The organism is Rhizobium atlanticum (assembly GCF_030182485.1).
Taxonomy (GTDB): Bacteria; Pseudomonadota; Alphaproteobacteria; order Rhizobiales; family Rhizobiaceae; genus Rhizobium.
Genome location: NZ_JAQJCJ010000041.1, coordinates 1 through 21,902, shown reverse-complemented (window position 1 = coordinate 21,902; position 21,902 = coordinate 1). Strand labels below are relative to the sequence as shown.

17 protein-coding genes and 1 pseudogene are annotated in these 21,902 nt (G+C 56.8%); 10 read left to right on the top strand and 8 right to left on the bottom strand.

The window, feature by feature from the left end; all coding sequences use genetic code 11:
• From PH551_RS31325 to PH551_RS31300, 6 genes and pseudogenes are all read right to left on the bottom strand, one after another.
• A partial coding sequence (locus PH551_RS31325) for a MurR/RpiR family transcriptional regulator (RefSeq protein WP_285196268.1) occupies positions 1-479 on the bottom strand: 479 nt, incomplete at its 3' end.
• Positions 480-597: 118 nt separating this feature from the next.
• Positions 598-642, bottom strand: a pseudogene (locus PH551_RS31320) (hypothetical protein); the annotation flags it as partial.
• A gap of 567 nt (positions 643-1,209) precedes the next feature.
• Positions 1,210-2,079 carry a carbohydrate ABC transporter permease gene (locus PH551_RS31315; protein ID WP_285196267.1) on the bottom strand — a complete coding sequence of 290 codons (870 nt, stop codon included), beginning with the start codon at positions 2,077-2,079 and terminating at the stop codon, positions 1,210-1,212.
• Positions 2,080-2,130: 51 nt separating this feature from the next.
• Positions 2,131-3,096, bottom strand: a complete 966-nt coding sequence (locus PH551_RS31310) for a carbohydrate ABC transporter permease (RefSeq protein ID WP_285196266.1) — start codon at positions 3,094-3,096, stop codon at positions 2,131-2,133.
• A complete protein-coding gene (locus tag PH551_RS31305) occupies positions 3,093-4,541 on the bottom strand; it encodes an ABC transporter substrate-binding protein (RefSeq protein WP_285196265.1) in 1,449 nt (482 codons plus the stop codon). The genes PH551_RS31310 and PH551_RS31305 overlap by 4 nt, the downstream gene beginning before the upstream one ends.
• A 32-nt stretch (positions 4,542-4,573) precedes the next feature.
• A complete protein-coding gene (locus PH551_RS31300; RefSeq protein WP_285196264.1) occupies positions 4,574-5,686 on the bottom strand; it encodes an ABC transporter ATP-binding protein in 1,113 nt (370 codons plus the stop codon).
• A 758-nt stretch (positions 5,687-6,444) separates the two neighbouring features.
• Here PH551_RS31300 and gloA point away from each other — a divergent pair.
• The 3 genes from gloA (at position 6,445) to PH551_RS31285 (ending at position 9,532) form a co-directional block, all read left to right on the top strand.
• Entirely contained in the window at positions 6,445-6,855 is a 411-nt protein-coding gene (gene gloA / locus PH551_RS31295) for a lactoylglutathione lyase (RefSeq protein ID WP_285196263.1), read from the top strand.
• Positions 6,856-6,956: 101 nt separating this feature from the next.
• A complete protein-coding gene (locus PH551_RS31290) occupies positions 6,957-7,916 on the top strand; it encodes a C-terminal binding protein (RefSeq protein WP_285196262.1) in 960 nt (319 codons plus the stop codon).
• 203 nt (positions 7,917-8,119) lie between these two features.
• On the top strand, positions 8,120-9,532 hold the full coding sequence (locus tag PH551_RS31285; RefSeq protein WP_285196261.1) for an FAD-binding oxidoreductase: 1,413 nt from the start codon (positions 8,120-8,122) through the stop codon (positions 9,530-9,532).
• A gap of 428 nt (positions 9,533-9,960) precedes the next feature.
• On the opposite strand, the gene PH551_RS31280 is transcribed toward PH551_RS31285, so the two are convergent.
• Both PH551_RS31280 and PH551_RS31275 read right to left on the bottom strand, forming a co-directional pair.
• Positions 9,961-10,386, bottom strand: a complete 426-nt coding sequence (locus tag PH551_RS31280) for a hypothetical protein (protein WP_285196260.1) — start codon at positions 10,384-10,386, stop codon at positions 9,961-9,963.
• A gap of 3 nt (positions 10,387-10,389) precedes the next feature.
• Complete coding sequence (locus PH551_RS31275) at positions 10,390-12,045, bottom strand: GMC family oxidoreductase (protein ID WP_285196259.1); 1,656 nt, start codon at positions 12,043-12,045, stop codon at positions 10,390-10,392.
• An 875-nt stretch (positions 12,046-12,920) separates the two neighbouring features.
• On the opposite strand from PH551_RS31275, the gene PH551_RS31270 reads away from it, so the two are divergent.
• The 7 genes from PH551_RS31270 to PH551_RS31240 form a co-directional block, all read left to right on the top strand.
• Positions 12,921-14,291, top strand: a complete 1,371-nt coding sequence (locus tag PH551_RS31270) for an aspartate aminotransferase family protein (protein WP_285196258.1) — start codon at positions 12,921-12,923, stop codon at positions 14,289-14,291.
• 71 nt (positions 14,292-14,362) lie between these two features.
• Positions 14,363-16,438, top strand: coding sequence for a hydantoinase/oxoprolinase family protein (locus PH551_RS31265; RefSeq protein ID WP_285196257.1), 2,076 nt, complete (start codon positions 14,363-14,365; stop codon positions 16,436-16,438).
• Positions 16,439-16,550: 112 nt separating this feature from the next.
• Complete coding sequence (locus PH551_RS31260; protein WP_285196256.1) at positions 16,551-18,290, top strand: hydantoinase B/oxoprolinase family protein; 1,740 nt, start codon at positions 16,551-16,553, stop codon at positions 18,288-18,290.
• 57 nt (positions 18,291-18,347) lie between these two features.
• Entirely contained in the window at positions 18,348-18,767 is a 420-nt protein-coding gene (locus PH551_RS31255) for a nuclear transport factor 2 family protein (protein WP_285196255.1), read from the top strand.
• Positions 18,768-18,844: 77 nt separating this feature from the next.
• Positions 18,845-20,431 (top strand): GMC family oxidoreductase, encoded by a 1,587-nt coding sequence (locus tag PH551_RS31250; protein WP_285196254.1) that lies wholly within the window; start codon positions 18,845-18,847, stop codon positions 20,429-20,431.
• Positions 20,432-20,563: 132 nt separating this feature from the next.
• Positions 20,564-21,448, top strand: coding sequence for a fumarylacetoacetate hydrolase family protein (locus PH551_RS31245; RefSeq protein WP_285196253.1), 885 nt, complete (start codon positions 20,564-20,566; stop codon positions 21,446-21,448).
• Positions 21,449-21,614: 166 nt separating this feature from the next.
• Positions 21,615-21,902 (top strand): MurR/RpiR family transcriptional regulator (locus PH551_RS31240; RefSeq protein WP_483315455.1); only part of this gene is annotated, 288 nt, incomplete at its 3' end.

Here is a 21,902-nt window from a genome sequence, read left to right as displayed (position 1 = left end):
GTGCCGGCTGACAGGAGATATTCGCCGGAGTTGACCAGGAAGTGCTCGTTGTCACGAATTCGACGCTGTGCGGCCTCGCCGAGCCGGCTGATAGTCAGTGCGGCAAGGATGTTGGCGATGGCAATCGCACCGAGAGTGGATTCGGGGAAAGCCCGGCCGGACGACTGCGCCACGAAGTGCAGCAGCCCGGCAAACTTGCTGATGGGCGCGGCAAAGCTGTCGGTGATTGCGATGATGTGCGCTCCCGACTGAGACGCCTTTTCGGTCAATCTGTGCACGAGGCGATTGAATGGTGCGAAGGTGACCGCGACAAACACATCTCCGGGCCGGATGTCGTCCAAAGCACCCTCCGGCGCTCCTCCAGGCGTGTCGAGCAAGACGATATTCGGACGGGCCTTCTGCAGGGTATAGGCGAGCGTATAGGCAGGTGTGAATGCCGTTCGCCGGCCCATGACATAGACTTTCGGAGCGTCTGGCACTCGCTTCGTTCCGGTGCAGAGATTGGCGATCCCGCTGGGGGCGTTCCGGTGTCGTGTCGATGAACTGTTGCCGCAGATCGCCATAGCCCGCCAAGCCTAGCCTTTGAGCCAGCCTTACAAGATTTACCGGCTGAACATTGGCCCGCCGCGCGATCTCTCGCATCGAGTAATAGGGAACTTCGTCGGCGTTGTTGATGACGTAATGGGCTGCATCCACCATCTGCCCCGAGAGCTCGACGCATATCGTCTTAATTTGATCGATCAACTCAGGCCTGGTCATACGTCTTCTCCGGAACAAAAAGGCTTCGGTTTCTCAAAGGCGGGCATGTTGTCCGCAAGGGCAGAGTACGAATGGTCTCCGAATGGACCCCGGATGCATTGCTAAATATCGGCGCTCTCCGGTTGGCGTATTGAAACTGACATCGCACACTTGACCTAACACCCATGATCTAAGGATTACGCTGGATGAACTCTGTGGTTGGCCAGGATGCTCTCGTCAAGTCGTTTGTCCATCCGGATTGGATCGCTGGCATAACGGACCGAACGCGAATTGGCCGCGCGTCGTTATTAGCTCGCCTACCAACTTCAATCCGCTTTTTCCCATCGACACTGCCGCGTATGGCGGATCGAAGGACTGTTCCCGGCGGGGTGTGGCGTACGTCGTGTGAATGCTGGCATCCCTATACCTAATGCAGATCGGACAGATTGCTCGGGCAGTCGCAATGCCCGATTATTTTACGGCGCCGCCCAGTGAAAACCCTGCTTTGAACTGACTGGCCATGCCCAAGAATAGGAGAACCACCGGCAGGGAGTAGATAATCGAATACGCCGCGATCGCGCCATAGTCGATCGAGTTCGACCCCATAAAACCGAATAGGTGTACCGGCGCCGGCTGATCATCGAGACTGTTGATCAAAACCACCGGCATCAGGAAATTGCCCCATGCATTGACGAAGCCGAAAATCGCCGAGGACGCAAGGCCAGGTTTGGTCAGCGGAAGGATCACTCTATAGAGAATCTGCAGGCTGCTTGCCTGTTCGAGAGTGGCCGCTTCCTCCAGCTCCGCTGGTATCGCGTCGATGAAGTTCTTCAGCTGGTAAATCTGAAAAGGAATGGCGGTCACTCCAAGCAAGATGCCAGTCGGGACGATGGATAGCCATCCGAGTGATGCAAACATCTTGTATACAGGGACGATCAGGATCGAGATCGGCACTCCGGACAGAAATAACACTGTCAATAAAAGCGGGTTCTTGAAGGGAATGTTGTGCTTGGAGAATGCGTAGGCCGCTGTGAACGCTGCGGCGGTACCTATTACGGTGGCGACCGTCGATATGAGAAGACTGTTACCGAGTGCAGCAAGGTTGTCTGCCTGTAAGGCAACCCAGTAATGTTCGGCTGTCAGTTCGGGGGCTCTTAACTGGTTTGTCGCACCCTGGTCCACCGATGCGAGTATCATCCACAACATAGGCAACGCAAAGAAAATTGCCAGTACGAGTGCGGTGATATTGCTCACAACCCGATCAGTAGTAATGTTCTTTGGCTTATTGAGCTTTAATCCTGACGGGGATCTGGAGGCATGCGCGGCTGTGAGTGTCTGCATTGCGAATAACCTTCCATTGAGGTCTGAAGCCCCGGCCAAAGGATTTCGAAATTAGCGGCGAGTCTTGGTGGCCCAAACGAACAGGCCCCCGAGAAGTGCCGAAAGGAGCACCATGACATTTCCAAGAAGCGCGGCGTATCCAAGGTTATGAAACTTGAAGCCTTGGAGATACGTATAGACGGGCAGAATATTCGTGTCGTTACCGGGCCCCCCGCCAGTCATCAGATATATCAGGGTGAAGTTGCCGAACGTCATCAGCATCATCAGCAGGGCGCAGGTGATAATGGTCGGTTTCAGCATGGGCAACGTTATCCGTGTCAACGTCTGCGCCGACGAGGCGCCTTCCAGTTGAGCAGCTTCCATCAAGTCGCCTGGTATGTTGCGAAGAGCGGCCGAAAACATCGTCATCGCAAGGCCCGCGAGTGACCAGGCGTTAGCCGTAGAAACAACTGGCATTGCGTGCTGGTAGAGAAGATCAAGACGCATATTGCCGGCCAGCATGGCAATGAGACCTGACTGCGTGCTCGTCGCCATCCAAAGGAAAGCGATGGTCGTGGGAGGAAGTGTCCAGGCCATGATCGCCGCGGCGCTACTGATCCATCTGATGGGTGCAAGACAGTCCTGCAATGCAAGGGCCAAGACAAGACCGAGTGCGGTCGTTGCGATTGCACCCGATCCAACCACGAATATCACGGTGAGCCAGAGGGATTTATAGAAGACCGCGTCGCCGAGAAGAAACGCGACGTTGCTCAGCCCCGTGAAGCGGTAATTAACCGCATGGATTCCGATAAGCTGCAGATTGGTAAAGCCGAGATAGATCGCATAGATTACCGGTCCCAGGAAAAGCGTCCCAATAAGGAGCGCTGCAGGAGAGAGCAAGGCAAAGTTAACTGGATCCACTCGAGGTTCATCCAGGCGTACGCGTGCGCTCGACTGGTTAACCCTACTCCTTTCCGCCTTGGAGCCGGTCAGGGTGACCGGCTCCTGGGTGGTGCTCAATGAGTGCTTTGAAGTCAAGGGAGGGTCTCCAAATTATCCTCGCCCACCTGAGTTGCCATGTAGGATCGGAGTATCTCGACGCCTTGATCGATCGTCGTCTCTGGCTTTAGCACCATTGCTTGCGTAGCCTGTTGGAAAGCGTTGCCCCAGATTGGAAATTCCGGCTGGGAGGGCATGGCTCGCGAACTTGAAGCCAGGTCGGCGAAAGCCTTCTGGAATGGTGGTCGACTGAGAGCAAGATAGCTCGCATCGGTCGTCAGCCCAGTTGTGGGCGGAGCAACCGCCACCCAGGCCGCGATATTCAACATATTTTGCTTTTGCTGCATGATATCGATTGCGGACCAAGCAAGTTCCGGATCGGATGGATTCTTGGACATCGAAAGGACGACGCCGTTGAAGCTTGCTCCTGTACCGGGTGCCTGACCCTGTGAGGTCGGCACCTTGGCGAATCCGATCGTTTCTTCCTTGTCATCCCAACAAGGCGCACAGATATCCTTGCTCCAGAAAATCGGGATCCAATTGCCGGTCAGCGTGATGCCGAATTTGTGACCGTGCAGAGCCTCCGCCGGATGAGTGGCGCCATTGGGATCCATGATCTGCGAGGTGGGTGCGAGGAGGCCCTCAGCGGCAGCAGTCTTGTAGAAATCGAGGACTTCCCTGATGCCCTTGCTGTCGACCACCCATTTCTTGGTGGCTGGATCATAGATCGTCGGCGTGCTGGATGCGGACAACAGAAGGCCGGGTCCTGCCACTACGCCGAAGGTGCCTTGCGATGTGCCGGTTATGACATAGAGCGGGGAAGCATCGGGAGACGTTTTCTTGATCGCTCGCGCGGCATCAAGAATGTCGTTCCAGCTCTTTGGGCTCCAGTCCTTCGGCAGGCCGGCCTTGTCGGTCAGAGTGCGGTCAAAGAGAATGCCGTAGGTATTGATACCTTGCGCGACGGAGTAGACCTGGCCGTCATACTTTCCCGCATCCTTCACGGCATCCGGGGTATCCTTCCACCACGCGGTGTCGGCGACCTTGTCATCAATGGGCGAAAGAAGGTCGCTCCCGGCGAACTGACCTACATTGATGTCGAAATACTGGATCACATCAGGTTTGGTCTTGGGTGAGTTGTAAAGCAGGCTCAACTTGGTGATAAAGTCATCATAAGCGCCGGGAACTGGTATCAGCTCCATTGTATCCCCCGGATGCTTCTTCTCGAATTGAGCCTTAATATCGGCAAACCATTTTTGAGCAAGTTTGGGATCAGCGAAGGTCCAGTTCAGACTGAAGGCCACCTTCACATTTGCGGCGTGGGCAGCGTCAACACATGCGCCGGAAAAAGCCGTTGTCGCCATCAGGGCCGCCAAGGCGTAGTCGCGCAACACTCGTTTTATAGCCGTTCGATGGCCCTTTGCCTGATCGCCGGCCTGATGATCCCTTCCGCAGGAAGCCGGTCCAATTCGGTATATCAACATAAACTCTTTCTCCCAGTTTGATTTGCGTTCCGTTAGTTGTTGTTGGCCGGCCTGACCTTTAGGCTCGCTCCGGTTCCCGCATCGAAGAAATGGAGATCCGCAGGATCAAAGATCAAATCGACCGTGTCTCCGCGCTTTACGGGAGCAAAGCTCGGAAATTTGGAATTCACTTGTGTTCCCTCAACATCGACTACGACGAACGTGTCGGATCCCGTTGTTTCCAGAGACGTCACGACGCCGGTGATCTTTTCGGTGCATCTCGAGGGGGCATCTTTTACCCATTGAATTTCGTCTGGCCGGATCCCCAATTCGATTGTTTCCGACACTCGATCCCGGACGAAATGACGTGCTTCCATGGAGAAGGTCGTGCCCAGGCAATGTATGTTCACCAGGCTTCCGTCATTGCTTACCCTGGCCGGTAGGATATTCATTCGCGGTGAACCAATGAACATGCCAACGACCTTGCTAGCCGGTGCGCGGTAAAGTTCCGCCGGCGTTGCGACCTGGAGAATGCGACCGTGATCGAACACCGCTATCCTGTGCCCCATGGTCATCGCTTCGACCTGATCATGCGTGACATACACTGCCGTGACGCCCAGCTGCCGCTGCAACTCCGCAATCTCAGTACGCATGTGCGTTCGCAGGCTGGCATCCAGATTTGAAAGAGGTTCGTCGAGAAGGAAAATGCGCGGCCGGCGGATCATTGAGCGAGCGAGAGCCACGCGTTGACGCTGTCCGCCAGAGAGCTCGCTCGGGAAGCGGTGCAGCAGCGCCTGGAGTCCGACAAGGTTGGCCACCCTGTCGATACCAGCGGCGATCTCGGATTTATTTTCGTGACGGATTTGCGGACCGAATGCCAGATTCTGGCGAACGGTCATATGCGGGTAGAGCGCATAGCTCTGGAAAACCATCGAGATGTTTCGGCGTCCCGGCGACGTCAGCGTGACATCCTCGTCCCCAAGCAAAATCTTACCGAATGTCGGTATTTCCAGACCGGCAAGCATGCGCAGCGTCGTCGTCTTTCCGCAACCGGAAGGCCCAACGAACACCATGAACTCGCCATCTTTGATATCGAGGTTGAGATCTTCAATGGCCGTGTGCGTACCAAATTGCTTCCAGACATTTGCGAAAGTGACTGAAGTCATAAGCTCTCCTTCAGGGGTCATCTTGCTGGCGAACTGAATGAGCCGAAGGACAATCTGCCTCCGGAGCGCTTGCGGATGTTTACCCTGCTAATCGCTGTAAGGCGAAAGACCCAGCTCTCTCGCCCCGTTCCCGTTTTATTGAGATCAGTGAACACCATGATCCAGATTGATGTCAAGAGGATCATGTGATCCACTCAATTTATTTTACCTCCTGATCGGGTGCTATCGCCTCGACGAGGAGACAAAAGCGTCCAGAAAGAGGGCGTTACCGCCCGGATCACTGATCCACGTGGACTGTCGTAGGGATCTGTGTCGTCGGGTTCGAACTAGCGTGAGCATGTTCGAGGAGAAGGCGAGGGGCGGCACGCCGATCCAAGTCTCGAGCCAGACCAATAGCAATGGCTTCGAAAAATTCGCGCTCTCTATTCCGGAGATGACGGTCGTCGCAATGCGGCGTGTCGCATTCGACTGCCTTTTGCTGCGATGAAAAGAAACATAGGTATGGATCACATGATCCTATTGACACATATCTGGATCATGGTGTTCACTGACCTCAAGATTGATTGGGTGCAATGGGATTGGAGTTGATGCCAACACGGTAGTGGTGGCCAGGGGTGCCGTTGCCCAGGCGCCACAGAGATAGAAATGACGAGGTTCGTCGTGCGTGAGGCAGACGCTGGAAGCAAGCTTTTGCCAGCACGCCCACGGTAGGCCATCGGGCACTTGCTACGAGATAGATAATCGAGAGGAAATGACGGATGAGTGAACCCAAGTTTCGGGTGCTGCATACAATGGTGCGCGTGAAAGACCTCGACAGTTCAATCGATTTCTACACGCGGCTTTTGGGAATGACATTGTTGCGCAGGTTGGATTATCCTGAAGGCAAATTCACGCTCGCCTTCGTGGGTTACGGTCCGGAAGAATCCCACGCGGTCATTGAACTGACTCACAACTGGGACCAAGAATCCGCCTATGATCTCGGGACCGGCTATGGCCACATCGCACTCGGCGTCAGGAATATCTACGATATTTGCAATGAACTGGCTGCGAACGGCGCTCGGATTCCACGACCTGCAGGACCGATGAAGCACGGTACGACCGTGATCGCCTTTGTCGAGGATCCCGATGGGTACAAGATCGAACTCATCGACCTCGATACAATCGGCTGAAGTTCTTTAAAACCCACTGGTTTCCGGTGATCGCGGCGCAAGCCTTGCATCGATTGCCAAGCCATCCACCGATTTCATGTCAAATGCGGAGAAATGGTAAGATGACTATGTCGAACGAGGCCGGGATCATTCTCGTCGCTCCCCACCGATTCCCCAACCTGAACAGGGAGCGTGCACTAGCAGAACGCTTCGGTCGGGAGATCGTGGTTGCTGACGATCAGGCGGCATTCAGCAGTCGCATGGCTGAGGCGGAGATCGTGATGGTCACGCCCTACGCCAAAATGACGGTGGAGGAATTCGGGATGTTGCGGCGCTGCAAGGCCGTCGTACGCTACGGCGTCGGCTACGACAACATCGATGTCGCGGCGGCCAACAACGTGGGCGTGCCTGTGACCATTGTTCCCGATACGGCCTCCGAGGAAGTCGCATCGCATGCGTTGGCGATGGGATTGAATTTGGCTCGGCGGATTCCGCAGGGGCAGGCAGCCGTTCTGGCAGGCGAGTGGGCGGGAGTGATCGGACTGGATACGCCCAAACTCTCGAACCTGCAGGTTGGCGTCGTCGGAATGGGCCGCATCGGGCGGCTGGTCGCGAAATGGTGGGCTGCGATCGGCGCGAAGGTCCATGCCTTCGATCCGATGTCGACGTTCTCAGACGTCCCCGCCGCAACCTTGAAACAAGTACTGGAGGAGTCGGACGTCGTCTCGCTCCACGTACCTCTATCTGGGGAAACTCGTCACCTTATCTCAGCCGAGGTATTGAAGCGCATGCGTCGCAACGCGGTGATTATCAACGTCTCGCGCGGCGGCCTGATCGATGAGGAAGCGCTCGCCGCCGCCCTTCGTGCTGGAACCATTGCCGGGGCGGGTCTCGACACTTTCGCTCAGGAACCGTTGCCGGCAGGTCATCCGTTACGCGACGCGCCAAATACGGTGTTCACCCCTCATGTTGCTTGGCGTTCCACGACGTCATTGGATGCATTGCAGGAGCAAGCCGTCGAACGGGCGCGACGGGCGCTGGAGGGAGAGGTCCTTCCGGATCTTGTAACCCGCAATGCATAGCTACGCGTGAGCAGCCGATCTGCCGTTGCAGCCGGGAAGGGCCCTGGCCTCTAGCCCAGGGCCTGCCGGGATCGACCGATCATACGCTTGGAATTGGCAACCGCCGTGTCGCGTTAAAGCTATATTTTCGGGCTTGCGATTGTCGCTGACCCGTAGGTGGAAAAATACGCCAGGCCAGACTTCGACGAACGGAACATTGAGCGATGCGACGTATCGATAGCGTGCTTTTGGATCTGCCTGTGGACCTGGTTACCAAGGATCACGACATCATATCCGCATACGTCACGGATTTTCGCCGACAGTACGTCGGAGCGACAACCGCCCTGTTACGTCCGCGCAATACGGCAGAAGTCCAGACCATTATCCGTGCGTGCGCGAAGCACACGGTTGGCATCGTACCCCAAGGCGGCAACACGAGCTATTGCACGGCGGCAACGCCAAACGCCGATGGGCAGGAGTTGCTCATCAGCCTGGAAAGAATGAATACGCTCCGCGAACTCGATCCTCAGAATCTCTCCGTCACTGCGGACGCGGGCATGATACTCAGCGAGTTGCAAAGCGCCGCCGATGATGCGGGCCTGATGCTGCCGCTCGCGCTCGGTTCACAACAATCCTGTCGGATAGGCGGCAACCTCTCGACAAATGCTGGCGGAATCAACGTCGTACGATACGGCATGGCGCGTGAATTGGTGCTCGGGCTCGAAGTCGTCTTACCGGATGGCTCGCTGTTTAGCGAATTGAACCCGCTTCGGAAGAACAATTCCGGATACGACGTGAAGCAGCTTTTTATAGGTGCGGAAGGAACGTTGGGGATTATCACCGGCGTTTCGCTCAAACTGGTGAGGAGACCACGGCAGACGATTACCGCTTTTCTGGCTGTGCGCGACATCGGCTCGCTTGCCATGATACTTGATGCCGCCCAAACAAAAAGTGGCGAGGCGATTACGTCGTTTGAATATATTTCAAGAGCGTCCTTGAATTTGCTCCTCAGTGCTCAGAGCCACCGTCGGCATCCGCTTGAGCAAGAAAGTGAACATTATGTTATTCTGGAGGCCACGACCGCCTCTCCGGTTCTCAACCTCGACGAATGTATAAGTGCGCTTCTTGCGGAACTCTACGAATCCGAATTGATTAGCGACGGCACCATCGCTGCAAGCGAGCAGCAACGGGCGGACCTTTGGCGTCTCCGCGAAAATATTCCCGAGGCCGAGGTTTACCACGGCGGATCAGTCAAGCACGACATTGCGGTCCGAACCTCCCGCCTCGCGGCGTTTATCGAAGCGGCGTGTCAGCTTGTTCGAAGGCATCGTAGCGATGCTTTGCTGTCGGTCTACGGTCATGTGGGCGACGGCAACGTCCACTTCAACATTGTGCCCCCTGAGGGCGCGGACAAACGAATTTTCAAATGCGATGTCGAGCAGGATATTTCTCCAGAGATCTACCAGTTAGCGTACGAAATGGGCGGGACCTTCAGCGCCGAATATGGAATAGGGCGCGTCAAGCTCAACTTGCTCCAGCAGTACGGCGCCGAAGGGAAAATCGATTTGATGAAGAGGATAAAGACGGCGATCGACCCTAACGGGCTGCTCAACCCCGGCAAAGTAATTCCTCAATAGTCGGGCGAATGAGGCCAACCTCAGAAGGTCGCATCGCTCTTTGAGGGCGGGGTTGTCTTCTATGTAGACAGCATGATGACGGACAACGACTATGCGGTCAATTTTCCCGCCGCGCCGTTGCGGCGCCGCTCGAACTGCGTTTTCTTCAGGGGCACCGATGCCCGCCGTCAAGGGCGTTTGGGAGATCATGCGTCTGTAAAAATGTCCGGTCCTCGACTCGCTTGCGTCTGGTGTCCGCCAGCAAGGCAGTTCGCCTGAAGTCCGCGAAAACCGTAAAGTGGACGTGTGGCGAATGGGATTTTTGCTGTCTGTTCAACCCCGCGTCTAAAGCGCTTGGCGATCTTTCAGATTCGCTTCTCGCGCTTTAGATCTTGGTTTTTACGCATGTCGTTCTCGCAAAACCGCTGCAGAGTTTTGCGCGCCATGCTCTATGCGGATTCCGGCACGTCCAGGTAAACCGCTCCTCTTGATTGCACCCGCTCGGCTGTCTCCATGATCTCTTCGTAGTCGGGCGTTTCGTACAAAGCTTCCTGGCCCGGATAATGCAGCTTACTGGTGATTGCTTCGTCCAGGAAATATGCGCCGGCGATCAGGAATGAGATCACATAGAAGTCATCGGCACCGAGTGCGCGGATTGCGTCAAGCGGATCGTTGGGACAGGCCTCGGGCAGTCGCGACAACGCTTGAAAGAAAGAGGGGGCCATATCGTCGCGCGCCTTCAAGGCGTGGGGCAGGAGGCGTTCCAGCATGCCGGCTTCCGTGGCGGAGGGCATGCCGAGCGCAACGTCTGAAGGGATGAGGGCATCGGCGATCCAGGCGATCCTGGTTTGAAAGTCGTTGATGTCGTAAGTCATGGTTTAGAGCCCTGCCTTTTGCGCTTCGACAGCCCGGCTTACCGGTTGGGAGCGCTTGTTTTCAATGATGGATTCGGCGTTTCTCAGCGCCAGTGCGGTGACGGTGCCGGTAGGATTGACTGCGCCCGAAGTCGGCATGACGCTTCCATCCATCACGAAGAGGTTTGGTACGTCGTGCGAGCGGCCAAAGGAGTCGACGACAGAGGTATGGGGATCGTTACCCATACGTACGGTTCCGAGTATGTGCCAGCCGGTCTCTCGCATCAGCGGCGTTCCCGAGACCTCATAGGCGCCTGCTTCCTTCATGGATTCTGAAGCGCGCAACAGGTTGAAATTCAAGAGATCCATTGTGTTCTGCGATGCCTTGTACCTTACCTTGACGGCGGGCATACCGTCGGCATCCGTAACATCAGGGTCGAGCGCGACCATATTCTCCTCACTTGGAAGATCCTCGGCCATGATCCCCCAATAGGCCGAACGGCCGAAGCGCTTATGCACCGTTGCATGGAAGTTCTCACCCCAGACGTCAGCATTGCTGCCCCACGGCCAACTGCCCACTGATGCCAAGGGGCCGCCCATTCCCATCAACTGCCATTTTGCGCCTCGGTAGAAATTCGTATCTTTGCGGGTTTCAGCAAATTCCAGCGAGTAGGCGCGCTGGCCGTAAGGTCCTTGCCAGTTTTCGAAAAAATCGTCGAAAAGGCCGCTCACCGTCCCATAGGGATGCATCATCAATCGCTTGCCGACCAGGCCGGAAGAATTTGCCAATCCATTTGGATGGTCGTTCGAAGCGGAATTCAGGAGCAGTCTGGGCGTTCCCACGCCGTTGGCCGAAACGATGACCGTGCGGCCCGGCTGAAAATGCGTGGTTCCCGTTTCCCGATCCACGTAGGTGACGCCGATGGCGAGGCCGTCGGATCCGGTTTCCACGCGCAATACGCGCGCGTTCTTGACGAGTTTTACGCCAAGCTTGATACAGGTCGGCCAGTGCGTGCGATCGACGGAAGCCTTGGCACCGTCGAAGCAGCCCCACGTGCATGCGCCACGCCGCACACAAGGCAGCAGACCGTTATGTTTTACGGTCGCGATCGAGTTACTGCCTGGCCACCAGTGCCAGCCAAGACGATCGTGAGCCGCGGAGAACTTCCGTTCCATCGCTCCCATGGGAAAGGGGGGCAGCGGGATGTCGAAGCCGGGCGGATAGGCTGGATCCCCTCCGACGCCGGAAACCGCGAAATCATTCTCCACCCGGGCATAGAAAGGTTCGAGTTCCGCATAGCTGAGAGGCCAGTCGTCGGCGATCCCATCAACCGTCCGGACTCGGAAATCGCTCGGCTTGAGCCGATGCCAGGCAGCCGCGTACAGTACGGAGCTTCCGCCAACGCCGTTCCACATCAGTGGCTCGATATCTGAATCGCTGACGTTGATCGGATAGTCTGAGGGCGCCTTCCGACGATTTGGATTCGTCGCAAAATGCTGCTGCTTCGTCAGTTCGAACTCGAGGCCCGCGTGCCGAAGCTTGGTGTAGTCAGGGTAACTGCCTTGCTCAAGGCAGATGACGGACATTCCATCTTCCGCTAGACGTTTGGCGGCGACAGCTCCGGACGGGCCGGCGCCTACAATCACAACGTCAAAAACAGTTCGGCTTTCATTGCTCATCTAACGGACTCCTTAAATCTTACGCAGTCTCTCTGGCGCCGGATTCTATGCTGAGTGCCAGTCGCGATTTGGAAATCATGGAAATCGACCAATTGTACTGTGCAGAATCGGCAACATCGACGCAGCGTCGCTTGCTTTCCTTACGCCACGGAAGCCTTGTGCCGGCGATTCCATCGGCAGTGCGTTCGCTTATCCCTTGTTGCGTTTTCTCAGTGACAAGGAAGACCTTGCCTTTTGCCGTCGTTTCACAATGGGCTCTCCTCCTTGCGCACTCGATGGCATCCTGTTTGCACTACCGATTGTCGACCGCCGGCAACTTTTTCCATTCCTGCGCGCCCGTCGCAGCGGTCGGCCGCCTTGAATCGCGTGTTGTGCAAGACCGCCTTGGGGCAGGGCGCTTTTTTCGCTGATCGACTGTAATCAACATCATGATCCAGATATATGTCAATAGGATCAAGTGATCCATCAGGGATTTTTGTTTATGCGGCAGGCTTGAGAATTCATCAGGCCTTCCAGGCGCCGGCGTTCGTCGAGAACCCGAGGAATAATTGCGCTCACACAGATGACACGAACTGCCGATCGATGCGCATGACCCAATGCCAGTGTTTTGTTTCAGAATGAGCGCGGTCGCCGGGGGCGGCAACTCAACGGGCAGGGGCTCCCCGGCGTGGAGGCTTGGTCTCCGATTAATTTCCCTTAGAACGAGCGATCAAGCTGGCTCGAAACTGGCTGCCGCGTTGGTCACTCCGGTATGTGGACCGAGTGGCGTCCGAGCTAAGCTGCAGCAAAAAGAACTTTGGATCACATGATCCTGTTGACACATGTTTGGATCATGGTGTTTATTGCTCCTCACCCAGGAGTGAACGGAGAACAAGATGAAACTCGAGCCGGAACATCAAAATGTTGAATCAGGTTCCGTTATCGGCCAGCGTTCCAAAGCTGCGTTTTTTCGCGAGCGGCAGGTGGTTCCGGGAGGGTCGATGCGTGCGGCGTCGTGGTTCCAGCCGCATCCGCCCTATGCGGCACGTGGTGAAGGGTGCTGGGTCGTCGACCTTGATGAACGTCGACTTCTTGACTGCGCGAACAACTTCTTCTCGCTTATTCATGGCCACGCATTTGGTCCCGTTCTGGATGCGGTGCGCGAGGCGATGACCAAAGGTACGGCCTTCGGTATGCCGACCGAGAGCGAAATCCTTCTTGCCGAAGCGCTGGCTGCCAGAAACCCGCGGATGGAGCAGACCCGTTTCTGCAACTCGGGAACCGAGGCTGTGCTGGCCGCAATCAAGGGTGCTCGCGGCCTGACGGGCCGGCACAGGATTGCCAAGTTCGAAGGTTGCTATCATGGAGCTTACGATTGGGTAGAGGTAAGTCTTGATCCGACGCCTTCCAATTGGAACGACGAGAATGGCAATCCAGCATCTGTCCGTTGCAATGCGGGCACGCCCGACTCGGTTTTGCAGGAGGTCGTAGTGCTCCCTTACGACGACCCCCAGCGTTGTGCCGATATCCTTCGTCGTGAAGGGGCCACGCTGGCGGCGGTTATCGTTGATCCCAACGCTTCGCGGGCCGGCACCGTGCCAATGTCGAAAGAAACGACTGCCGTCATACAAGAGGCTTGCCGTCGTGATGGCATCATTCTCATTGCCGACGAAGTGATCAGCTTCCGCCTGTCTTATGAAGGGGCTTCCCCTCTTTTCGGTCTCGAGCCGGATTTGATCACGACGGCAAAGATCATTGGCGGCGGATTGCCGATCGGCGCCGTATCGGGGCGCGCCGACTGCATGTCCGTCTTCGATCATTCCGCCGGCAAACCGAGAGTGTCTATGGGGGGCACGTTCAGTGCCAACCCCCTCAGCATGGCTGCGGGTCTGACTTCCTTGGAGCACTATTCACGCCCAGTCGTGGAGCGGCTTAACAAACTCGGTGACGCCTTGCGCGAGAGGATCAGCCAGGGGCTTGCGAATGCTGGCGTGGCCGCAACGGTCACCGGAATGGGATCGCTGTTCCGGCTTCATCTCGGAGCGGGCAAAGTCACTGGCTATCGGAGTGCATTTCCGAGTGCGGAGGCCGCAAAGCTCATCCGCCGGATTCAGTTGGCCATGTTGGATGAAAACGTTCTCCTGACGCCCAATTGCTCCGGGTCGCTTTCCAGCCCGATGACCGAAGTCGAGGTCTTTTCGATAGCGGACAAATTGGTGCGGGTCGTCGAAAGAGAACTGGATGCTCGCCGGATTGCAGCCATCTGATGCAAGCGCGTTCAGTGAGCCTCTGACAGAAGATTGAAGGATATGGTAAACCAGCGATGAGTGGACAGCCGATGTTAATTGCACCCTACCGCGTCGGAGTTGATATCGGCGGCACCTTCACCGACCTTGTCATGGTCGACTCCAGAGGAACCGTGCGGGCGTTCAAAGCACCTTCCGTGCCTTCCGATCCAACAGAAGGCGTGCTTTCGGCGATTAGACTGGCAGCTGGCAGCTTGGCCATCGACGTGGAAACCTTCCTGTCCAACACCGAATTGTTTGTTCATGGTTCGACCATCGCTACAAACACGCTGCTTGAAAAGAAGGGTGCGAAGGTTGGCCTCCTGGTCACGGAGGGCTTCCGCGATTCGCTGGAGATCCGGCGTTCCATGCGCGAATATGTTTGGGACCATCGGAAACCCTTTCCCGAAGTCCTGGTTCCTCGCTATCTTCGCCTCCCGGTCGTCGAACGCCTGGAGCAGGATGGCACGGTCAGGATACCCTTCAATCCGGAATCCGTCGCGGACGCAGCGCGCGTCTTCGAGGAGGAAGGCGTCGAGGCGATTGCGATCTGCTTCCTGCATTCCTACGCAAATCCGGCCCATGAAAGAGCTGCCAAGGCGGTTCTGAAGTCGCTTCTTCCAAATGTCTGGGTGACCGCATCGTCGGAAATTGCCCCGACGATCGGGGAGTATGAACGCACGTCGACGACAGTCGTCAACGCCTACGTTGCGCGCCGCGTCGTCCCTTATCTTGAAAGCCTTTCGCAGCGGCTCTCATCGCTTGGCCTGAAGCGCAAGCTTTTGATGATCCAGTCCAATGGCGGGGCGATTTCCATCGACGAGATCGGACATGCGCCGGCAAGTCTGGTTCTATCGGGACCGGCTGCGGGTGTCGGCTCCTTAAAGTTCTTCGGGCAGGACACAGGCTCGGAACATCTCATGTCGATCGAGATTGGGGGCACGAGCTGCGACGTCACGTTGATGGAGCACGGAATGGTCTCGATGACCGATCAGATCGTCGTGGATGGTTACCATCTGAACATCCCGTCCGTCGACATCCACACTGTGGGCGCCGGGGGAGGTACGATCGCCTCCGTGGACGGTGCGGGGCTCCTGAAGGCTGGACCGGAAGGCGCGGGCTCGACCCCCGGCCCGGCATCCTACGGTCGCGGCGGCACTCGACCGACCGTGACCGATGCGCAGCTCGTGCTCGGACGGCTCAAGCCGGGTCCATATGCGGGCGGAGTGATAACCCTCAGCATGGAAAAGGCAGTCGAGGCGATTGAAACGCATGTCGCTAAGCCTCTTGGTCTGAGCGTCACCGATGCAGCCGCCGGAATCATTCAGCTCGTCGAGCAAAATATTCTCCACGTCGTGGAGCAGGCCTCGCTTGAGAAGGGCTACAATCCACGGGCGTTTACGCTCGTAGCCTGCGGCGGAGCAGGTCCCTTGCACGGCCCTTCGACGGCAAGGCTGCTCGGCTGTTCAAGCCTTTACATCCCGCGGCTCGCAGGCGTGTTCTGCGCATTTGGGATGTGCAACTCTGACCTTCGCCATGACTATGTACGAAGCTGGCTCAAAGAGCTGGACAATTTGGAAAGTTCGAGACCGGATCAACTCGAAGCTGCTTTCGTTGAGATGCAGGCGGAAGCGAGTGATGTTCTGACGCGCGAAGGCTTCACGGGAGACAAGACGCTTCTGAAGCGTGCCTATGACCTTCGTTATTTCGGTCAGCAATGGACTATCCCCGTGGAGTGTTCCTCAACGGATGCGGTGACCATACGGGCGGCATTCGAGCAGGTCTATAGACGTCTCTTTGGCTATGTGCAGCCGGCAGGTGCAATCGAGGTCGTCAATCTGCGAATGGCGGCGATCGGCAAGCTGGATGCATTGGCAGTTGCGGCGGCTTCCACAACGGTATCCGATCCGACGGCCATTTCGCGCCGGCCGGTTTGGATCAATAAGGAGTTGGGCTTCGTTGAAACGCCTGTTTACGATGGCACGGTTCTGACCCCGCGTCAGCAACTGACCGGACCTGCGATCATCGAAGAAGCGACGACTACCCTCATTCTCGGGGCCGGGGATAAGCTGACGATGACCGATGCAGGCAACTATCACGTCGACATTCTGCAGGGCGAGGCAGCATGAACAACCGAAGCGTCGTCGGGTACGATCTGAAGACCATCGCATCGTTGGTGCGGCAGCGGCCAAATGCCCCGCAGGGCGGATTGTCTAATGCAAGAATTGATGAGGTCAAATTATGAGCACTGTTTTGTCTCCTGAATACGATCCGGTTCTCATTGCGATTCTTCAGCGCCAGCTGGATCACATCAGTCTGCAGATGGGCACCATCATGACTCGGACTGCACGCAGCCCGATCTTCAGCCAGAGCCATGATTTTTCGTGCTTCTTGAGCAATGCGGATGGTGAAACGATCGCTCAGGCAGATGGTTTGCCGATCCATTCCGGCAGCGGCGGATTTGCGGTACGCGCGGTCCTGCGGGATTTCTCCGGTCGTATCGAGCCTGAAGACGTCTTCATCTTGAGCGATCCGTACGCGGCAGGCGGCAATCATCTGCCAGACTGGACCCTCATTCGTCCCGTTTTCGTGGAAGGCCAATTGGTCGGCTTCTGCAGCAATCGTGCCCACCAATCCGATATCGGTGGCGGCGCGGCCGGTACCTACAATGCTAAGGCGACCGAAATTTTCCATGAAGGAATTCGCCTGCCTGTCCTGAAGCTGATCGAAAAGGGCCAGCTGCGCGACGACCTGTGGCGCATGCTGCTCCTGAATTCGCGCTGCCCCGACCTGCTGGAAGGCGATCTTGGAGCGATGATCGGTTCGACGCGGATTGGCGGCCAGCGGTTGGCTGACGTCATTGCCCAACTCGGTATCGAGAAAGGCCGTGCGTACCTCGATGCTCTTCTCGACTACGGCGAACGGCGGATGCGTCAGGCGATCTCAGAGCTTCCGAACGGGGTGTGGCATGCGTCGGACTTCAGCGATACCGACTGCTTCGAGCTCGTCGATATCGAAACTCATATAAAGATGACCATTGACGATGACACGATCACTTTTGATTTCACGGGAACGTCGCCGCAGATCAAGGGTTTCAAGAATAGCGGAATCGCCAACACGCATTCTGCGGTCTATTGCGCTCTTTCCGCCTTTCTAGACCCCGCGATCCCACACAACGAAGGCACCTACCGTTGTGTCAAGATTGTCGCGCCCGAAGGCAGCGTGGTGAACGCCCTGCCGCCAGCACCCATGACGATGAATACGGTGTTCCCCGCCATTGACATCATGAATGCATGCTGGGGGGCGTTGGCCCAGGCGGACCCTGAGCGCGCCTGCGCGGGTTGGGGCAAGTCGGTGTTCGGCATCTCGTCGGGCACGAAGCCTGACGGGAATGTCTTCGTTCTTTATCACTGGCACGGCAGTTCCGGCGGCGGCGCGGTCAAGGGGCGTGATGGATTTCCAACGTCCAGCCATCAGATGACGCTCGGCGGGATGTTTATCCCGAATGTAGAAACCTACGAGCAGTCCTATCCGATCCGCGTGCATCGCTACGAGATGCGCTGCGACACGGGCGGTGCTGGTCAGTACCGTGGTGGAACCGGCGTCGATTACGTGGTCGATGTCCTGGCGGGTGGAGAGCATCTGCTCCGGGGTGAAGGCGCGCGCAAGAAAACCGCCGCGGGGGTCAACGGCGGATACTGGGGTGAGAAGGGGTCGATTAAGGCCTTCGATCTAGCGACCGGTGAGGAGCTATATTGCCCGCCCTATGGCGTCGAGGAGGTTAAGCCGCTCCATCTTGTGATCGAGGCTACGGCCGGTGGCGGTTGGGGACATCCGCACAAGCGCGACCCTGCTTCCGTCTTACGCGACGTCCGCGATGGCGTCGTGTCCCGGCAGGCAGCACTCGACATTTATGGTGTCGCGATCTCTGCCGATGGAAAAAACATTCAGTCGACCGACGCAAGACGGAAGACCGCGTAGCTCTTCTTTATGGCTGAGTGCGATGGAATGCCTGTCTAAGGTTCAATGGAGATTAACATGAGCAAGAAGCGCGCAAAGGATATTCTTCGTGAGTATCACGAGGCTTGGTCGAGCGGCGATGTCGAAAAGGGCTGCAGCTACTATGCAGACAATCTCGTCGTGCATATGGGAGGAACGCACCCCGTTCTTTCCCGCGACTTTCACGGTGCCAAAGGCTTTGTCGAAGGTTGGGTGAACAAGGTCGCCGCCTATACGGACATGTGGATCGTCGGCGGTGAGGCTGGACACGACGAGCTTATTGCAGAATCGGACGAGGCCATTCTGATCATGGTCCATGAGATTTGGGCGCGTGGTGACAAACAAGTTCGCACCGACCGCCTCGCGGCTTATCGCTTCGAAAACGAGCAGATTGTGGAATGCTGGTTCTGCGACATGCGCCAGGCAGAAGTTGATGCTTTCTTCTCGGGCATTCGATAGGGGCGACAAGCACTGTTCAGCGCCCGGTCACATTTTCGTACTCGGGCCGTTTCCGGTTAGTGGATTAGGATGATGTGATGCCCGATTTTATCGTGGTAGGTGGCGGCTCCGCAGGATGCGCTATTGCGGGTCGTTTGAGCGAAGATCCCGATGTATCGGTGACGCTGTTTGAGGCCGGGCCGAAAGACAGCAGCATCTGGATCCGCTTTCCTGTAACTTTCTATAAATCCTTCAAGGGGCCTTTGCTTCACTGGTACAAGGTCGAGAAGCTCCACCATCAAAATGGTACCGAGCCACAAGTCGGACAAGCACGCGTTTTAGGTGGCGGCAGTTCGCTGAACGCGATGATCTATATGAGGGGCGCACCATCTGATTTCGATAGATGGGTCGACCATGGAGCGGAGGGTTGGGGCTACAACGATGTGCTCCCCTACTTCCGCAAAGCAGAAAGCAACGAGGTTTATTCGAACGATGTCCATGGTCAGGACGGACCGTTGACCGTTTCGAACCAGCAGCACACATTGCCGCTAACCAAAGCATGGGTAAAGGCCTGTCAGGAGGCGGGAATTCCGTATAATCCGGATTTCAATTCTGGTGAACTGCAGGGAGCCGGGCTTTATCAACTGACGACGAAGAATGGACGTCGGTGCAGCTCGGCCGATGCGTATCTTCACCCGGCCCGAAAGCGTCGGAATTTGAAAATCGTTACCGGTAAACAGGTTACGAGGATCCTGGTTGAGGGCGGTCGTGCCGTAGGCATCCAATATGTGGAAAATGGCCGCGTTGCGACGATGCGGGCAGAACGCGAAGTCGTCATATCTTCCGGAGCCGTGGGATCTCCTCGTCTCCTATTGCTATCGGGAATAGGGCCGGCTGCCGAGCTCGAGCAGGCGGGAGTCCGGGTGGTTCACGACCTGCCAGGCGTTGGGCAAAACCTGCAGGATCATACTGATTGCTTCCTCATCTATAACCTTAAGTCCAACACGAGTTACGACAAATACAAGAAGCTGCGGTGGCAGCTGGCCGCGGCAGCTCAGTATGCGCTTTTCGGGTCTGGTCCGATTACATCGAATATTTGCGAGGGCGGGGCTTTCTGGTGGGGCGATAAATCCGATCCGACTCCAGATCTGCAATATCACTTCCTGGCCGGTGCCGGCATTGAGGAAGGTGTGGAAACGACGGCAAGCGGCAATGGATGCACGTTGAATGTGTATGCCTGCCGGCCGAAATCTCGCGGCCGGATCGCTCTTCGCTCATCGGATCCGAATGTTCCGCCTATCGTGGACCCCAACTATCTCAGTCATCCATATGACGTGGATCGCCTCGTCGATGGGATTCGCCTTGGGCAGGAGATTATGGAGCAACCATCGATGAAGAAGTTCGTCAGCGAGCCGCATTTGCCTGCCAAGCCGATGAAGACCCGTGCGGAATTCGAGGAGTTCGTCAGGAAGTACTCGCAGGGGGCATATCATTTGAGCGGCGCCTGCAAGATCGGCACGGACGAGATGGCCGTGGTCGACCCTCAATTGCGCGTACATGGCATCGACGGTCTCCGGGTCGCCGATACGTCCGTCATGCCGTTCGTCTCATCGAGCAATCTAAATGCCCCGGCGATCATGATTGGCGAGCGCGCTGCGGACTTCATGAAGGGGAACCGGATCTAGGATCGGCATGTGCAATTTCCACGGCGCGATAACGTTGCGGCGGTCGACCGGCTCTATGCCGCATTACCCAGTGGCTGAGCTTTTTACATCTCGAATTCGACTTGAAAGCACCGGTGTGGTGCGGGAGGACCAATGAAACTCGTTACGTATGACTCGGCGGGCTCATGGAGAGCCGGCGTTGTGATAGGTTCGTCAATTTTCGACGTTGACACACTCCTCGGAGGATCTGGGGAGAGCGCTAAGCGGGTCTCATCGGTCCGCGAACTTCTTCGGGACTACGGAGGAGCGTTGTCAGAGCTGTCCGCGCGACTGACGGCGGCAGCCCAGATGGATCGGAAGGCCGAGGTGGGGCCGTTTGACAAAGTGCGCCTTGGACCGCCGGTCACCGATCCCTCGAAAATCCTTTGTATCGGTCTCAATTATAATGATCATGTCGCGGAGACTGGACGGGCCCTGCCGTCGCATCCGGACATCTTTGCGAAATTTGCAAGCTCTCTGATCGGTCCTTTCGATGAGATATCGTGCTCAAATATCACGCCGAACCTTGATTTCGAAGGCGAGCTGGCGATCATAATCGGCAAGGAATGCCGTTCCGTTTCGCCCGAGGACGCACTTGATTTCGTTGCCGGCGTGACCGTCCTAAACGACATTACGGCGCGAGATCTGCAGTATCGCGGAACGCAATGGCTGGCAGGCAAGGCCGTGGATGGCTCGACGCCGGTCGGCCCGGCACTTGTTACGCTGGATGAGGTCGGAGACATCCAGAACCTCGACATCCAGACCAGAGTTAACGGCTCGCAAGTCCAATCATCCAATACCCATCTGATGATCTTTCCCGTTCGCGATTTGGTCAGTTATATCTCCTATTTTCTGGCTCTTTCTCCCGGCGACATCATTACGACAGGCACCCCGCAAGGCATCGGAGCCAAGCGGCAGCCGCCGATGTGGTTGCAGCCGGGTGACACGGTAGAGGTGGAATTGGAGAATGTGGGCGTCCTGCGCAACGTCGTGCGATGACGGGGATTCGGTTCTGTATGAGTGTGATGGAGGGATTGCCTCTGAACCATCATTTCCTGCGAACCTCTCGCGAAACTCGGGAATTCTTCGTTAGGTCGCCGGGTGTACCCAGCGACGACAGAACCGACTTGGGGGCTCGAAAGCGTTGATGGTCCAGAGAAGACGTATGACCAGGCCTGAGTTGATCGATCAAATTAAGACGATATGCGTCGAGCTCTCGGGGCAGATGGTGGATGCAGCCCATTACGTCATCAACAACGCCGACGAAGTTCCCTATTACTCGATGCGAGAGATCGCGCGGCGGGCCAATGTTCAGCCGGTAAATCTTGTAAGGCTGGCTCAAAGGCTAGGCTTGGCGGGCTATGGCGATCTGCGGCAACAGTTCATCGACACGACACCGGAACGCCCCCAGCGGGATCGCCAATCTCTGCACCGGAACGAAGCGAGTGCCAGA

Coding starts and splice junctions, on each gene's coding strand:
- PH551_RS31315 (WP_285196267.1), bottom strand. CDS start 2,079: ATGCAGACACTCACAGCCGCGCATGCCTCCAGATCCCCGTCAGGATTA.
- PH551_RS31305 (WP_285196265.1), bottom strand. CDS start 4,541: ATGTTGATATACCGAATTGGACCGGCTTCCTGCGGAAGGGATCATCAG.
- PH551_RS31300 (WP_285196264.1), bottom strand. CDS start 5,686: ATGACTTCAGTCACTTTCGCAAATGTCTGGAAGCAATTTGGTACGCAC.
- gloA (WP_285196263.1), top strand. CDS start 6,445: ATGAGTGAACCCAAGTTTCGGGTGCTGCATACAATGGTGCGCGTGAAA.
- PH551_RS31290 (WP_285196262.1), top strand. CDS start 6,957: ATGACTATGTCGAACGAGGCCGGGATCATTCTCGTCGCTCCCCACCGA.
- PH551_RS31285 (WP_285196261.1), top strand. CDS start 8,120: ATGCGACGTATCGATAGCGTGCTTTTGGATCTGCCTGTGGACCTGGTT.
- PH551_RS31280 (WP_285196260.1), bottom strand. CDS start 10,386: ATGACTTACGACATCAACGACTTTCAAACCAGGATCGCCTGGATCGCC.
- PH551_RS31275 (WP_285196259.1), bottom strand. CDS start 12,045: ATGAGCAATGAAAGCCGAACTGTTTTTGACGTTGTGATTGTAGGCGCC.
- PH551_RS31270 (WP_285196258.1), top strand. CDS start 12,921: ATGAAACTCGAGCCGGAACATCAAAATGTTGAATCAGGTTCCGTTATC.
- PH551_RS31265 (WP_285196257.1), top strand. CDS start 14,363: ATGTTAATTGCACCCTACCGCGTCGGAGTTGATATCGGCGGCACCTTC.
- PH551_RS31260 (WP_285196256.1), top strand. CDS start 16,551: ATGAGCACTGTTTTGTCTCCTGAATACGATCCGGTTCTCATTGCGATT.
- PH551_RS31255 (WP_285196255.1), top strand. CDS start 18,348: ATGAGCAAGAAGCGCGCAAAGGATATTCTTCGTGAGTATCACGAGGCT.
- PH551_RS31250 (WP_285196254.1), top strand. CDS start 18,845: ATGCCCGATTTTATCGTGGTAGGTGGCGGCTCCGCAGGATGCGCTATT.
- PH551_RS31245 (WP_285196253.1), top strand. CDS start 20,564: ATGAAACTCGTTACGTATGACTCGGCGGGCTCATGGAGAGCCGGCGTT.